At 54.9% G+C, this 15,174-nt stretch carries 17 protein-coding genes and 2 pseudogenes; 14 read left to right on the top strand and 5 right to left on the bottom strand.

Going from position 1 to position 15,174, the window contains the following annotated elements:
• Positions 1–196: 196 nt before the first annotated feature.
• From SH410x_RS16915 to SH410x_RS16905, 3 genes are all read right to left on the bottom strand, one after another.
• Positions 197–1,204: a zinc-binding alcohol dehydrogenase family protein gene (locus SH410x_RS16915; protein WP_473669138.1), complete on the bottom strand. Its 1,008-nt coding sequence runs from the start codon at positions 1,202–1,204 to the stop codon at positions 197–199.
• A gap of 213 nt (positions 1,205–1,417) precedes the next feature.
• A complete protein-coding gene (locus SH410x_RS16910; protein WP_473669136.1) occupies positions 1,418–2,353 on the bottom strand; it encodes a 2-hydroxyacid dehydrogenase in 936 nt (311 codons plus the stop codon).
• Between the two features lie 145 nt (positions 2,354–2,498).
• Positions 2,499–2,894 carry a TspO/MBR family protein gene (locus SH410x_RS16905; protein ID WP_473669134.1) on the bottom strand — a complete coding sequence of 132 codons (396 nt, stop codon included), beginning with the start codon at positions 2,892–2,894 and terminating at the stop codon, positions 2,499–2,501.
• A 120-nt stretch (positions 2,895–3,014) separates the two neighbouring features.
• Here SH410x_RS16905 and SH410x_RS16900 point away from each other — a divergent pair.
• From SH410x_RS16900 to SH410x_RS16860, 9 genes and pseudogenes are all read left to right on the top strand, one after another.
• Positions 3,015–3,241 (top strand): annotated as a pseudogene (locus SH410x_RS16900) (peptidase M28); the annotation flags it as partial.
• 91 nt (positions 3,242–3,332) lie between these two features.
• Positions 3,333–3,635 (top strand): hypothetical protein, encoded by a 303-nt coding sequence (locus SH410x_RS16895; RefSeq protein WP_473669132.1) that lies wholly within the window; start codon positions 3,333–3,335, stop codon positions 3,633–3,635.
• Positions 3,636–3,639: 4 nt separating this feature from the next.
• Complete coding sequence (locus SH410x_RS16890; RefSeq protein WP_473669130.1) at positions 3,640–4,587, top strand: DUF6745 domain-containing protein; 948 nt, start codon at positions 3,640–3,642, stop codon at positions 4,585–4,587.
• Between the two features lie 201 nt (positions 4,588–4,788).
• Positions 4,789–5,991, top strand: coding sequence for an STM4015 family protein (locus SH410x_RS16885; RefSeq protein WP_473669128.1), 1,203 nt, complete (start codon positions 4,789–4,791; stop codon positions 5,989–5,991).
• Between the two features lie 4 nt (positions 5,992–5,995).
• Entirely contained in the window at positions 5,996–7,108 is a 1,113-nt protein-coding gene (locus SH410x_RS16880) for an STM4014 family protein (protein ID WP_473669126.1), read from the top strand.
• Positions 7,105–7,716, top strand: coding sequence for an HAD family hydrolase (locus SH410x_RS16875; protein ID WP_473669124.1), 612 nt, complete (start codon positions 7,105–7,107; stop codon positions 7,714–7,716). Before SH410x_RS16880 ends, SH410x_RS16875 begins: the two co-directional genes overlap by 4 nt.
• Positions 7,710–8,504, top strand: coding sequence for an STM4013/SEN3800 family hydrolase (locus SH410x_RS16870; protein ID WP_473669122.1), 795 nt, complete (start codon positions 7,710–7,712; stop codon positions 8,502–8,504). The genes SH410x_RS16875 and SH410x_RS16870 overlap by 7 nt, the downstream gene beginning before the upstream one ends.
• On the top strand, positions 8,485–9,822 hold the full coding sequence (locus SH410x_RS16865; protein ID WP_473669120.1) for an STM4012 family radical SAM protein: 1,338 nt from the start codon (positions 8,485–8,487) through the stop codon (positions 9,820–9,822). Before SH410x_RS16870 ends, SH410x_RS16865 begins: the two co-directional genes overlap by 20 nt.
• The gene (locus SH410x_RS16860; protein WP_473669118.1) at positions 9,819–10,730 is read left to right on the top strand and encodes an STM4011 family radical SAM protein; all 912 of its coding nucleotides are present in this window, start codon (positions 9,819–9,821) and stop codon (positions 10,728–10,730) included. The genes SH410x_RS16865 and SH410x_RS16860 overlap by 4 nt, the downstream gene beginning before the upstream one ends.
• Positions 10,731–10,761: 31 nt before the next feature.
• Here the strand turns inward: SH410x_RS16860 and SH410x_RS16855 are convergent, their stop codons facing one another.
• Together SH410x_RS16855 and SH410x_RS16850 are read right to left on the bottom strand one after the other, a co-directional pair.
• On the bottom strand, positions 10,762–10,923 hold the full coding sequence (locus SH410x_RS16855) for a 4Fe-4S dicluster domain-containing protein (protein WP_473669116.1): 162 nt from the start codon (positions 10,921–10,923) through the stop codon (positions 10,762–10,764).
• Between the two features lie 287 nt (positions 10,924–11,210).
• Positions 11,211–11,354, bottom strand: a pseudogene (locus SH410x_RS16850) (DNA polymerase beta superfamily protein); the annotation flags it as partial.
• Between the two features lie 86 nt (positions 11,355–11,440).
• Here SH410x_RS16850 and SH410x_RS16845 point away from each other — a divergent pair.
• The 5 genes from SH410x_RS16845 (at position 11,441) to SH410x_RS16825 (ending at position 15,134) form a co-directional block, all read left to right on the top strand.
• Positions 11,441–11,998 carry a transposase gene (locus SH410x_RS16845; RefSeq protein WP_473669114.1) on the top strand — a complete coding sequence of 186 codons (558 nt, stop codon included), beginning with the start codon at positions 11,441–11,443 and terminating at the stop codon, positions 11,996–11,998.
• A gap of 339 nt (positions 11,999–12,337) precedes the next feature.
• Positions 12,338–13,312 (top strand): metal-dependent hydrolase, encoded by a 975-nt coding sequence (locus tag SH410x_RS16840; protein WP_473669112.1) that lies wholly within the window; start codon positions 12,338–12,340, stop codon positions 13,310–13,312.
• On the top strand, positions 13,312–13,695 hold the full coding sequence (locus SH410x_RS16835) for a hypothetical protein (RefSeq protein WP_473669110.1): 384 nt from the start codon (positions 13,312–13,314) through the stop codon (positions 13,693–13,695). The genes SH410x_RS16840 and SH410x_RS16835 overlap by 1 nt, the downstream gene beginning before the upstream one ends.
• 49 nt (positions 13,696–13,744) lie before the next feature.
• On the top strand, positions 13,745–14,551 hold the full coding sequence (locus SH410x_RS16830; RefSeq protein ID WP_473669108.1) for a TIGR02452 family protein: 807 nt from the start codon (positions 13,745–13,747) through the stop codon (positions 14,549–14,551).
• 367 nt (positions 14,552–14,918) lie between these two features.
• Positions 14,919–15,134 carry a hypothetical protein gene (locus SH410x_RS16825; protein ID WP_473669106.1) on the top strand — a complete coding sequence of 72 codons (216 nt, stop codon included), beginning with the start codon at positions 14,919–14,921 and terminating at the stop codon, positions 15,132–15,134.
• Positions 15,135–15,174 lie beyond the last annotated feature (40 nt).

Below are 15,174 nucleotides of genomic sequence, written 5' to 3'. Positions count from 1 at the left end.
AGAGTTGGGTTTTGAAATGGAAAATTAAAATTGAGCCTGGGCGTCAGCAACTCACTGACTTCGTTGGCTGAGTGGGAAATTGTTTAGCGACCGCGAATGAATCACCCCCAGTAACTACGTTCGCCAGAACGTGGATTCCACTGTCTGGCGATGGTCGCGACGTTCGATTCGACGCGTTCTGTTATCTCGCTGTCGGTTACTGGAATCCGTCAAGTACGTTTTTGCCGATCGCACGTCCGCTCTCTTGTTCGGCATGGGCTGCCCTGAGCGTTTCCACGCTGAGCTTTCCGAGGTTGTTGTTCACGGTGGAAATCAGCATGCCATCGTCAATCATTTCCGATACGCGATTGAGCAATTCATGCTGCTTTTCGATGTCATCCGTTTGGAACATGGACCGAGCAAACATGAATTCCCAGCTAAAGCTAAGGGCTTTGGGTTTGCCAGGCTTGATATCCAGGACTTCAGGGTCATCAATGAACGCGACATGACCGCGCGGTTGAATCAGTTCGATGATGGCCGGGAGATGTCCATCGGTTCCTGTCAGGGCAGCGACGTACCGTGGTTCGATCGAGAGAGCTTTCAGTTGATCGACCAGCGATTCACGATGATTGATGACATGATCGGCACCCATCTTCTTGACCCAATCGACTGTTTCGGGGCGTGACGCGGTGGCAATGACGGTTAGCCCGGTGAGCTTTTTGGCAAGCTGAATTAGAATCGACCCGACACCGCCCGCGCCACCAATCACCAGCAGGCTATCGGTTTGGCCGTCGCCCTCTTTGACGCCCAGCGAATCAAAAAGAAGTTCCCAAGCAGTAATCGACGTCAGCGGAAAGCCAGCGGCTTCCGCGAAGCCCAGCGACTTCGGTTTCTTCCCGACAATCCGCTCGTCAACGGCATGCAGTTCCGAGTTCGTTCCGGGCCGCGTGAGGTCGCCCGCGTAGAAAACTTCGTCGCCAACTTTGAACTTGCTGACGTCGCTGCCAACTTGTTTAACAACCCCGGCCGCGTCGTACCCGATGATCTTGATGCCGCTCTCAGGGGCCATTCCGGCTCGCACTTTCACGTCGACGGGATTGACTGAAATGCCGTGCACTTCGACCAGCAAATCATGCGGTTGCAACTCCGGTGTCTCCGCATCAAATTCGATCAGTGCTTCGGGATCCGTAATCGGACCGGATTTCTTGTAGCCTATCGCTTTCATCGTCTATTCCTTGGTTCGGGGATATTGAGTGTTTTTTATCAGTTATTTTGAATGTCGTGTGTCCGACATGTTCGTTTGCCGGCTGTTGTGCCCAGGCAAACGGGACGAGCAACATCAACACGACACCAGCGTCCCTGTCCTTCAGCGTCCTCTCTCCCTCAGCGTCCTGTTTGAGCCACTACTATCCGCGAACGTTGCTCTGGAATGCGATCTTCAGACGACTTGTTGGGTTAACGTGTCGCCGCGAAGTCCGGCAAGCAGATTTTTAACGGAAAGCTCTGCCATTTTCTGCCGCGTCTCGAAGGTGGCGCTGCCGAGATGGGGTGTGATCACGACATTGGATTGGCGAAGCAGCGGATGGTCTCGTGGCAAAGGTTCTGGGTCCGTCACGTCCAAACCGGCACCTCGAATCCTTTGCTCCTGTAACGCTTGTGTCAACGCTGCGGTATCGACGACGGGCCCGCGCGCGATGTTGACGAGGACTGCTGTTGACTTCATCAAATTGATTTCGCGTGTCCCAATCATGCCCTTGGTGCTGGGCGACAACGGAACCGTCAAAACGACAAAATCCGAATCAGCCAACAGCTGGTCAAACGACACATACGTTGCGTCCACGCCGTCGCCGACTTGTTCGCGGCGGTTGTGGTAGAGGATTCGCATATCAAATCCAGCGGCCCGCTTCGCAACCTGGCGGCCAATGCGTCCCAATCCGACGATACCGATCGTCGTCCCGTGGACCTCATGAGCCATCAGCAATTGCGGTCGCTGCTGGTCAAAATCCGCAGCGCGAGCGAGTTGGTCACTCTCCACCACTCGCCGGCCGACGGCCAGCATCAACGCGATCGCCATATCGGCGGTCGCTCCGTCCACGACTCCCGGCGTATTTCCGACAGCAATCTTCCGCTGCCTGGCCGCTTCCAGATCGATGTGATCGACGCCGACGCCGTTGTTGCTGATCACCCGTAAACTGGGCAATCGATCCATCATTTGCCCATCAACGGTCGGATGCCCGTAGGTGTAAACCCCGTCGATCGAATCGTCGCAGCCCGCATCGATCGCCGACCAGGGCAGCAGTTCAACATGTCCGTGAAGCATCGCGTCCAAAGCTGGCGAAAGCGGACCATCGGCTACGACTCGTGGCAAACTCACAGAAGTTCTTGCTCAGGTTGGAAAGGTAATGAAGGTTCGATTTCGACGATCTCTGAATAGAGGCCGCCGCTCGTGGGGAAAAGTCACTCTATGATTCATCCCTCGGCGACACAACCTGATGTGCAGGCTGAGGACCATGCTCAAGTCACCCGTTGTTCCAGGTGATCGTGAACTGCAACACGCTCGCGATCGTGACCCAGATGAGATACGGGATCTGGGCGAGGGCGATCCCGCGGTGGTGGGGCCAGATGGCTTTCATGGCCCACAGGATTGTGATCCACACGATCGCGATGTCGACCGCGGCGAGGGGGAGGTTTCGTAGCCCGAATTGGATCGGCGTGAAGGCGATGTTGGCGACTAGGTTAATGGCAAACGGGATCGCGACGGGCCAAGGGATCTGTTTGCGGGCGACTCGGTAGAAGACGTATGCGAACGTGATCAGGATGATGGGGTAGAGGATCTGCCAGATCAGGCCGATCGTCGATGGCTCAGGCGTCCAGGCCGGTTTGTCGAGGGCGTCGTACCAGTCTCGCCAAGTCATGGTGGAAGCTCGAAGAGTGAGAGGTGAATTGTTGAAAGGTGGAGTCTGTTGCGTTGTAGGACGCTGTCGTATTCTAGCGGATTGTCGATTCTTCAGCGTCCAGGCGATTTACCAGCAGGATGCCTGCCTGAGACGATCAACGAGATTCGGCTCAGCGACAACCGTTCGTTCTGGGGCCAGGGCTATCCCGCCTTGATGTTGACCGACACCAGCTGCCTGCGCAATCCGAACTACCACCAAGCCCCCGACACCCCCGACACACTCGACACCCCCGACACACTCGATTACCCCGCATGACGGACGTCACGCTGGGGGTGGCTGCGGCAATGAACCGGTTGCTGAAGTGAAAATGGTTGGTGGCGAGTGACCAAACGTGTCCAGTGACCGCATATATTGGCAGAGATCAGGAATCTCACACACCAACTCAAGAGGGATACCATGTCTCAATTTCGTCACGGGGACGTGATGGTCGAGGAAGTCGCGATGCTCCCGGAAGTTCGCCGTAAGGCTCAGCACACGATTCTGGCTCACGGTGAATTGACGGGACACTGTCATCGAATTGCCGAGCGGGGTGTTGCGGACTTGTACGACACTCCAGACGGCATGTTTCTGCACGTCACGGCGAAGGCAGCGACGCTGGTGCATGATGAGCACGATGCGATCAAGCTCGATTCAGGTTTTTACCGCGTGTGGCGACAACGCGAATACTCTCCCGAAGAAATCCGCACCATCCGGGATTGAAGCCATGTCGAAAGCATCAACCATGACACCCAACCAAGCTCGCGATCACATCGTGGCGGGCGAAACGAAGTCCGTTCGAGTCGACGGTAGTATCGACTTGAGCGGCACCGACCTGAGAGCGATCCCATGTTCGATTGTTTGCAACGACCTGAATCTCAGTGGCACATCCATCCAGGCCCTTCCGTCCAGAGTGAAAGTGCGTTCACGATTGAATCTGGACGATTGCAAGGAACTCGAACGCTTGCCTGCTGGACTCTCATGCGGATCTCTCAGCCTGCGTGGCTGCACGTTTTTGGAACGCTTGCCAGAACGTCTGACGACTTGGTTCTTGAATGCGAGCGATTGTCCACGGTTATCGGATTGGCCAAAGGAGGCGTCGATCTGCAATGGCAATGTGCAGTTAAGAAATTGTCTGGAAATCCGTTCGCTTCCCGATTGGATGGGACCGTTGGGGCAACTGGACTTGGCGGGATGTGTGAATTTGCATGACGTGCCCGACGGTCTGCGCGTGTCCGGGTGGATCGACATTGGTGGTTCGAGCATTTCATCGCTGCCGAATTCACTTCAAGCCGCGCCGCTGCGATGGCGAAGTGTCCCGGTGACGCATCGAATCGCCTTCGAGGCGGAGAAAATCACGTCAAAACAAGTCTTGGCGGAGAAAAATGCCGAGCTTCGTCGTGTCATGATTGAGCGCATGGGGTACCTGAAATTTTCCCAGGAAGTCGGTGCGAAAGAGCTCGATCAAGATACGGATGCCGGTGGGAAACGGCAGCTATTGAAGATTGACATCGAGGAGGATGAACCGCTCGTTGGGTTGGCATGCCGATGTCCATCAACGGCTCGGCAATATTTTTTGCGGGTGCCGCCAAGCATGGAAACGTGCCACCAAGCCGCTGCGTGGATGGCGGGGTTTGATGATCCGGCACTCTATGAACCGGTGATCGAAACCTAAGGGCGAGTCGATTTCATGAGCCGAATTGCGTGAGCGGGCCGGGTGGCTCGCGTTACCCGATGCCTCACGGCATTGGGCGGACGATCGGCGGTCGAATGTCGACGACGTCAACAGCTTGCTGGCCACACCCCGCTTGTTTGAATTTGCTAAATTACTGGTTCTCACTCGGCATTCGCACCTTCTCATCATCAGGAGTACCCCATGGATCGACGCGAACTGGTTTTCATGGATTCGGCATCCAACAAGTTTTGGAATATAGAGCTTTCCGGGAACAGCCACACCGTCACGTATGGGCGAGCGGGTACGGATGGCCAAACGAAAACGAAGTCGTTTGCGGATCAGGAAGCTGCCAAGAAGGATTTCGAGAAACTCGTCGCGGCAAAAATGAAGAAGGGTTATGTCGATGCCGATAGCGCGACGGCCTCGACGGGCGACGATGCCGACGGTTTACCGGTGCTCGCTTTTCGTTCGATTTTGAAAGAGGACGATATTGGCCACAATGCCAAGACTTTCATCGGCCGGCGCGTGGCCGATTACAATCCTGACAAGAAGGCCGCACGCGGAGGGAAAACGGTTTATCGTTTTCGTAGTGACTACGACGAGGCGAATTGCATTCCTCATTTGACGCATTTTCTTGAGACCGATGCCGCTGCCGAAGCCATCGGGATTGTGATCGGCAATTGGGCTGGAGATGACAGCGACAGCGATCCACGTGGTGTGATCGAACTGCTGTGCAAAAATTGCGATCGGCTCAGCAGCCTGAAGGCCATTTACGTTGGTGACATCATTTCGGAAGAAAACGAAATGTCGTGGATTCACCAAGCTGACATGACGCCCTTGCTCGAAGCGTTCCCCGACCTTGAGCTGTTACGAACGCGCGGTGGAAATGACCTTGCAATCAACAAGCCCAAGCATGCGAAGCTCCGTGGTCTGATCTGCGAGTCAGGCGGATTGTCGGCCGAAGTGGTTCGCTCGATTGGGCGATCGGACTTTCCCGCCCTTGAGCATCTGGAACTTTGGTTGGGGACCGAGGAGTACGGAGGGGACAGTTCCGTCGAGGATTTGCAGCCGATACTGAGTGGTGAGCTGTTTCCAAAATTGAAGTACCTCGGCTTGCGGAACTGCGAGTATGTCGATGACATCGCTGCGGTCATCGTCAACAGCCCGCTGGTCCAGCGAATTGAAACACTGGACCTCTCGCTGGGCGTCCTGACGGATGAGGGTGGACGGGCACTCCTGTCGCTTCCGACCGGCGGGGGCCTCCAGCACGTCAGTCTTCATTTCAACTATTTAACCAGCGAGGTTACCAAACTGCTTAAAAAGCTGCCCATCAAAATGGATCTGTCGAAGCCGAGTCACATGGACGATGACGACGAGTGGCGATTCGTGGCAGTAGGCGAATAGCTCCATGGTCTCTCGGGAGCAAGCTCATTGGATCCTTGGCGATCCGCGTGGTCGCCGCGTTGCTGACTATATCGCTGATGCTAGGCGATGTGGTTTGCCACAGCCTCGTTGCGTTGGCTGGTCCGATGTTGTTAGCGAGGCTGCCGATGCTTTGGATCCGATCGCCAGTGGATCTCGGCTGCGAATTGACTCATTTGGCCAGCGCCCGGATGTGATCGCGTCGCTGATCCGCCATGGCGGCGGGGGCGAATTTCCGCAAATCGGCCAAATTCTGTCACTCGATCACCAATACAGGGGCATTTGCCGAGTCCTGCGATGTGTGAATGACTGGTCCATCAGACGCCCCGACATTGAGCTTGATCAGCAGCCAAATGACATCGAAGTGATGTTCGACAAATGGGCAACCCACGGGCTGATGCTACCGCACCGTCCCAAGACAACGCTGTTGCCAATCGAACCCACTCGGTTTGTCGAGACTCTGGCTGCGTTTGTTGAAGACTGTGGTGGACGTGTTTTCGTGAAACCTCGATATGCGTCATCGGCATCGGGTGTTTGCTGCTACCGCGTCTGCAACCATCGCCAGCAGTTGATTGCACCCATTGAAATTGTTCGTGATTCGGGACGCGTTGGACTGTTCAATTCGCTTCGAGTTCGCTCGTACACTTGCCCACGCGACATCCAAGACATCTTCAGTGTACTGGGACCTCAAGGCATGATCGCGGAAGTCGCGGTCAACAAAGCACGCGTCGATGGTGATCGGTTCGACTTGCGTATCGTCGTTGTTGGCGGGCGAGCCGACCATGTCGTTGCAAGACAAAGTTCTTCGCCGATCACCAATCTGCATCTGGGCAACGCGCGAGCTTCGCTTGAGAGCGTCATCGAGGCTGTTGGTTCTGAGCGATTGCAGGCATGTCGGCATTTGGCATTGCACGCGGCAAGGTGTTTTCCGGGAACTCGATACTGCGGCGTCGACATTCTGTTGCCGCGGTCGGGGGCACCTCTGGTTTGTGAAGTCAACGCTTTTGGAGATTTCCTGCCTAATCTGATCGCGGCCGGCCAAACGGTTTACGAAGCCATTCTAAAATCCAGTGGCTGCAATCGGGAGGCTTTGGTTTGAATCCCGCGGCTCTTGTGTTTGATCTCGACCAGACGCTGTTTGATCGTCAAAGTGCGATGGACGACTGGATTGCGAGTCAGAGTCGTGGCGGTGAGCCTTTGAGAAGCGGCGATCAAGCACGATTGCGTTCGCTCGACCAAAATGGTTACGGAGATCGCGAGACCTTTTTTGCGCAGGCCCGGTTAACGACCGGCAATGAGATTGACCACCATGATTTTGTCCGTTCGCTGGTGCGATTCCTCAAGCCGGACCGATCACTGATTCGTTGCTTGGAACACCTCCGGTCAATCTACTCGATCGCGATTTTGACCAACGGTGGCGTTTGGACGCAGGGCACTAAGATCCGTTGTTTGTCACTCAGTGAAGTATTTCCTCAAAATCGTACGTTCGTATCGGAAGCCATCGGTTTTGAGAAACCTGATCCGCGAGCATTCGATTTCGTTGCGAATGCCCTCGGATTGCAGCCCCGCGAGTGTCTTTACTTTGGTGATTCCATCGAGAGCGACATCATCGGTGCGAGAGCCGCTGGATGGGAGGCTCGCCATGTTCGTGGACCCTCCGAGTTGATGATGCACTTGCGAGAACTCGCGGAGGGTGTGCCGTGCTGAATCATATCGGACGCAGCGACGTCCTGCTGATTACCTTGGACACGCTTCGTTACGACGTGGCGCAGTCCCTTTTTGAGAGGGGACGACTTCCCAATCTTGCCCGGTATCTGCCGGATGTCGGTTGGGATCGTCGACACTCTCCTGCCACATTTACCTACGCGGCACACCATGCGATTTTTGCGGGGTTCTTGCCCACACCGATTTCCCCTGGCCTGCACCCACGTTTGTTTGCAGCGGAGTTTGTGGGCAGCGAGACGACATCGGAACAAACGTTTGTGTTCCCCGAAGCGACCCTTCCGCAAGCGCTCTCGAGGATCGGCTACCACACGATTTGTGTCGGTGGCACTGGATTCTTCAACCCTGAAAACGCGTTGGGGAGCGTTCTGCCGGGACTATTTGACGAATCTCATTGGTCGACGTCGATGAGCGTTGTTGATCGAGACTCAGCATTCAACCAGGTCCAGTGTGCGGTCGCCGCGATCGAGCGTCAACGCGAAAAACATGTGTTTTGCTTCATCAACTTTTCGGCGATCCACCAGCCCAATTGGTTTTTCGCCTCGGACGTGCAACCTGCCGATGGTCGTGACACGCTTGCTAGTCATGCAGCAGCGTTGATTGAAATTGACCGCCAGCTTCCTCAGTTGTGGAAGTGTTTTCACGATCGCGGTGGGCTGTTTGCGATTATTTGCTCCGATCATGGGACCGCATACGGAGAAGAGGGGCATTGGGGGCATCGTTTGGCGCATCCGGTCGTATGGGAGGTACCTTATGCCGACTTCGAGTGGTAATCGAACGAGTGGTTTAGCGGCGGCGATCGCGAGTGATCAGTACGCGGGTTACGCTTATGCCTATCCCCATAAGACGTCTTATCGCCGACTCGATCCGCCCGTCGACCTGTCCAGCGTTTGGTCGGAGGAAGATCGGACGGCACTCTATCTCTACTTGCATTTGCCGTTCTGCGAGATGCGATGTGGCTTCTGCAATCTGTTCACCGCTTCCCAGCCTCCCAGCGAACTGGTTGATCGAACGCTGCAGGCGATTTCAATTCAATCGAGAATGGTGTTCGAGTCCGTGGGCCCGCAATCCATCGCGCAAATCGCAATCGGCGGCGGCACGCCAACCTACCTCGATACTACCGAACTGAAGCGTGTCTTCGAAATGATCGAGCGGGATTGGCCCGTTTCCATCGGCAGCGTGCCGTTCTCAATGGAAACTTCACCGGCGACCGTGGATGCGACGAAACTCCGTGTGATGGTCGAATATGGTGTGCGACGGATCAGCATGGGCGTCCAGAGTTTTGTGCAGCGTGACCTCAGCAGTTTGGGACGCCCGCAGAAAAACGAGCAAGTCGAAAGAGCGATTGACTTGATTCGCGAGTGTGGCGTCGAGATATTCAACCTGGATTTGATCTACGGCAACCACGATCAAAGCGAAGCGGATTGGATGCGAACAGTCGAGCGAGGACTGATGTACAGACCCGAAGAGATGTTTCTGTATCCGCTCTATGTTCGTCAATTGACTGGCCTTGGGCGAACGGGACGGAGCCCTGCGGAAAATCGTCGACATCTCTACGAGCTCGGTCGCGATATGCTGTTGAAAGCCGGCTATCAGCAGATCTCGATGCGCATGTTTCGCCGCAGCGACGTCGACTATTCCACCCAGCATTGTTGCCAGGAAGACGGCATGATCGGCCTCGGACCGGGCGCTCGTAGCTACACGTCTGGCCTGCACTACAGCAGCGACTACGCGGTCAGCGGCGGCGGCGTCCGAAAAATCATCGCTGATTTCTGCGGGCGTGACGAGCGAGACTTCGCGGTTGCCGACTATGGCGTACGGCTCACTCACGAAGAACAGTGCCGTCGATATTTGATCCGTTCGCTGCTGCAAACTGACGGTCTGGATCGACTTGCTTTTCAGAACCGATACGGAGGCGACGTGCGTAGCTTGCTTCCTCAAGTCGATGAACTGGTCGAGCATGAATATGCCGTTTGGGTGGACCAGCGATTGCGACTCAGTGCTGATGGTCTTGCTCACAGTGACGTCATTGGCCCTTGGTTGTATTCCGATGCGGTACGAGCACGGATGGAGCAGTTTGAGCTGAAATGAATATCACTCGCATTCTGTACCGTGGTTCTCTGTCTAGCTGCAACTACGCCTGCGGTTACTGCCCATTTGGCAAGACGACCAACACGCGTGAGGAACTCGCTCGTGACCGCAATGAGCTTGATCGATTTGTTGATTGGGTCGCTATACACAGAAATCCAACCGGTGTGTTTTTCACACCGTGGGGCGAGGCAATCATCCACCGATATTATCGCGAAGCCATGATTCGCCTTTCTTGGATGGACCATGTGCGGCGGGTTGCTATCCAGACGAACTTGAGCGGGCATCTGGGCGATTTCAAAGATGCGCAGGCAGATCGGCTAGCGGTCTGGGCAACGTTCCATCCCGGCGAAACCGATGCAACGCGTTTTTTAAAGCGTTGCAAAACCTTGCAGGATTTGGGGGTTCGGTTCAGTGTCGGTGTGGTCGGCTTCCAGGAGCATTTCCAGGTCATCGCCGACTTGCGAAATCGTTTATCGGCTGATGTTTATCTATGGGTGAATGTGCCCAAGAGCAGCGGAGTGCAATACTCGGATGCCGACATCCAGTTTCTAAGTTTCATCGACCCGTACTTTCGTTGGAACGCACAGCGTTGGCCGAGTCGTGGAAAGCCCTGTCAAACGGGGATGACGTCGTTCACCGTCGATAGCCAGGGTGACGCCCGCCGCTGTCACTTTGTGGATGCTCCCATCGGAAATATCTATCGCGACAACATTTGGGAACGTCTGCGGCCGGCCGTGTGCCCGAACTCGACGTGTGGATGCCACATTGGCTACGTCCACCGAGACGACTTCGCACTCGACCGAATCTACGGAGACAATCTGCTTGAACGCATCCCCGCAAATTGGCCCGAGATCAACCTCGAGATGTCGAAGCCGCCTTCACTCAGAAGTCTTCCCGTGCTGACGTAATGTCAGCCTGTGATTTCGCATCCGACGCGTTTTATTCATGAGCCGACGGACACTCGGCAGACTTGGTACGCCCCAGTTCGATGTCGCTTTTCCATTGGTCCGGCACGTCGTCTTTGTAGAAGATCGCTTCTGCGGGGCATTCCGGGACGCAAGCCCCGCAGTCGATACATTGATCGGGGGCGATGTAGACCATGGACTCGTCTTCGTGAAAATATTCAGCCGGCCAAACCGGTAAGCAACGTGGGATCAATTACTGGCGTAGTGGATCTTGTTAAAGATCCATCCAGAACAGGATCTTTAACAAGATCCACTACCCTGGAGGTGCGGAAGCAAGTTTGGAACCGGACACCGGCCAAGAAAATGAATTGGAAATTGCCGAATCGATCACGGACCGGCCGGTTGGTTTGTTGGTGCGTGAGTGGACATCTGGCGACGAGCGAGCCGTCGATGTTCTGTTTGACCGATACGCCATCCGATTTGTGGCCTTGGTTGCACGCCACGCAGATCGAAGTCCGAATCGGCCGACGGGAATCCGTACAGGTGCGCTCCGCTGAGGCCAGCGAACAGCAGCGGATACGGATGCGTGTCGACGTGCTGCATCATCTTGTCGTAGTCGATATGCATCGTAGTGAATCTTGTCAAAGATCCCTCGTGTTCGGGATTTTGATAGATTCAGAGGATCTTTGACAAGATCCAATACGGGAGTCGCGATGAAAAAACGAGATCACCTGAAACGATTGCCAACCGATTACTATCGCGGGTTAGCGATCGTTCACTGGTCACTGACGATTCGTGAACGCAAGTCGGATTGGCTGACGGTCGCATTCTTCTATCGCTTTCGGGAATTGCTCACACACACATGTTTTCGGTATGGCCTGGTGTGCCCCATCTTCTGCTTGATGCCGGATCATTTTCATCTGTTCTGGATGGGACTATTTGATGGCACCGATCAACTCAAAGCGATGAAGCACTTTAGGAAGTCGATCAATGAATCGCTGAAACGCATTGACTATGAGTTGCAGGATCAAGCGTACGATCATGTCCTCACGGAGACGCAACGCCAGGAGTCTGCGTTTCGCGGTGTCTGTGAATACATCGCGCGCAATCCAGAGCGAGCAGGCTTGGTTCCTATGGATGGGTATGAAAAATATCGTTTCACTGGATCAGTCGTTCCTGGCTATCCACAGCTTCGGCCGTTCGACGCAACCTTCTGGGACCAGTTTGACCGGACGGTCTCCTATTTGCGAAAGGAAGGTTTGTTTCGGTAGTGGATCTTGTTAAAGATCCGTCTGGTTGGAAATCGAGTGCTTTGGATCTTTAACAAGATCCACTACGGGAGTTCGCGCGTTTGCTCCGAGTCTTTGGGGCCAGTGTGATCGGACGGTCTCCTATTTGCGAAAGGAAGGGTTTGTTTCGGTAGTGGATCTTGTTAAAGATCCGTCTGGTTTGAAATCGAGTGCTTTGGATCTTTCACAAGATCCACTACGGGAGTTCTCGCGTTTGCTGCGAGTCTTTGGGGCCAGTTTGATCGGACGGTCTCCTTTTTGCGAAAGGAAGGGTTGTTTCGGTAGTGGATCTTGTTAAAGATCCGTCTGGTTTGAAATCGAGTGCTTTGGATCTTTCACAAGATCCACTACGGGAGTTCGCGTGTTTGCTATCATAACGGGATGGATATCGCGACGCATGCTCTGATCGGAACAGCAACCGCGGCCGGTCTGTTTCAAACGCAACCGGCGTTGGCTGTTGGTCTCGTGCTGGGCAACGTCGCTCCGGATTTGGATGCGTTGTCTCGTGTTGCCGGCAAGCACGCTTTTTTGCGTTTTCACCAAACATATACGCATTCCGTCGGAGCCGTTGCCACCGTGTTGGTTGTCGGCGCCGGTTTATGGATGGCAGGCATCCCGGTTTGGGGAGAACTGGCGATCGGATTGGTCGTCGGCATGGCGATGCATGTCGGACTCGACCTCACCAACTCGTATGGTGTGAAGTGCCTGTGGCCGTTCTCACAAAAACGGTTTGCACTGGACTGGATCTTCTTCATCGACGCGACCGTCGTTGGCTTGTGCGTGGTGACGCTCGTTGCACAGTTCCTATTTCAGACCGACCAGAAAGTTCTAGGATGGCTATCAATCATTTTTGTAATGACGTTGGTGTCGTATGTCGGACTGCGGAGCGTCATCGCGGGCCGAGCGATGAGATTGTTAAATTCGGCGAGCATTCAACTGAGGCCAACGTCAATCATACCGACAACGTGGTCGCCGTTTCGCTTCTTGATTTGTCATCAACGAGATGGCCTGGCTGACACATTCACACTTGATGCGAGGTCTGGCCTTAAAACGGAAAGGGAACTCATTGCGATCTTGGACGAAAGCGTTCCCGAAACCATTACCCAATGCCGGGAATGGCAGGTGATGCGATCTCTTTCTGCGTTCTACTTTTGCGTCGGAATCGACTGTGATGCCGACAGTGTGACCTACACATGCCGAGATCTGCGGATCCGAAATTTCCGAACCAAGTTCGGCACGCTGACGTGTGAACTCGGCAATCACGGCGTGATTCAGCGAAAGACCTGGGACGTTTGATGAACATGAATTGGAAGCATCATCCGACGCACGGATTTCGGTTTTCGCTCACCGATGGTTTCGCGATTGTCGTTTGCATTGCTTCGACCATCTGGGGTCTTCGTGAACTGGGAGAAGTGGCGTGGTTGTTTCCATTTGTCCTCGGACACTTCTTTCTGTTCTGCAACATCTTCCGTGTCCCACGCAAGCCGGAGCTCGTGTGGGCGGGAGCGTTTCTGGTTCTTACCACCGGCTGTTTGATCGCCGATGTATCGATTCTTCACTCGTTGTGGCTCGTCTTGCCAATCACGACAGCCGTACTAATCTATTCGATTCGACTGCCGACGTATCACGGCATCGGATCAAAGAGGCCGAATGAAGACGAAGCGAACCTTGTGAACTGATTTCTTCTCTTGTTTCAGCATAGAGTATCTATTGTGCGGAGAACCTGCGATGGCATTGAAGCAATTGGCGAAGGACACGCTCGACCTGATTGAGGCGGGCGCCTACGAGGTCGGTGATCAGACGGTCTCGTTCGCTGCTGCGCAGGCAGTTGCGGTGAGCCAGACCCGCGTCTACTGCGCCGATGAGTTTGATTCGATCGAAGCGACCGCGGTCGATGGATCGCCCACGATTTGCGTCGTCGATGGAACGACGCAGGTCGTGGCTCAGTCCCTGGCCAAAGATGGTCATGTTGCCCTGCTGAACTTTGCCTCAGCTCGCAATCCGGGCGGTGGTTTCCTGAACGGTGCCAAGGCTCAGGAGGAAGACCTGTGTCGGTGCAGCGGATTGTATCCCTGCTTGGTTCCCTGCTCGCAATATTATGACGCCAATCGCAATCAGTCATCGTTGCTGTACACGGATCACGCGATCTTCAGCCCGTCGGTTCCGTTCTTCAAGACTCGCGGCACCGGTGACCTGCTGGCCGAGCCGTTTGTCGTTTCTGTCATCACGGCACCGGCACCCAACAGTGGCCCGTTCCTGCGATCCAACCCAACCGCGACCGACGAACTGGAAAACACGTTTCGTCGACGCTGGCGAAACGTGCTCCGCATCGCAAGGGATCAGAGCGTCACGCGTCTTCTACTCGGGGCTTGGGGCTGCGGTGCGTTCGGTGGCGATCCGGCCATGGCCGCACGGACCGCCAAGGCCGCAATCGGCACCGACGGCGGCGGCATCGACGAGATCGTATTCGCGATCCCCAGCAAGGGACGCCAGAGCAAAGCAAATTTGGATGCGTTTCGCGATGTGTTCGCTTGACGTTTTCCAACAGCATGCGAAAGGAATGTCATGGCACGCAACCATTTGACACTGATTGGTGTCGTATGATTCGTCTTCTCATCGGGGGGCATCTTTTCGCTCAATCTCGCGAGTTCTGGCTGAGGACATCTTTGATGTGTGAATTCACTTCACCAGGGTGCGTCAGTGAGCAAGGTGGACGCCCACGCCCCTAGCAATCATCCTCGCGGGTGGCGGATTCGAACACGGGCGCTACGTCGCGGTAGTAAACGAGGGCGATAGCGCACTGAGTAATGTCTTGGTCACGATGTTGCAAAACGCTGGGATCGAAACCGATCGTTTCACGTCGACCACAGGGACATTGGATTGGTGAAAAGTTGGACCGGCTTTGTTCTCACCGATTGCCGGCTTCCTCGCACTCACCAGCGATCAGCGGAGTGAGAAGGCGATGATCGAAGCCGTGTTGGATCGTGTTGCCCGCAAAGATGTGGGCGGTTGCGATTCGTTTCAAGCTGATCCCTCTCGAACGCGGTCTGATCAAGAAATGGGAAAAATGCGTTTGAAACGCGAGCACGTTGAAGTGCATTTGCAGTATTTTAATTAGGGCAGACCGTATCTCACTTTCAAACGGATCTTTGCGAGGA

It is taken from the genome of Rhodopirellula sp. SH410 (assembly GCF_055811895.1).
This window is presented reverse-complemented; position numbering and strand designations above follow the sequence as displayed.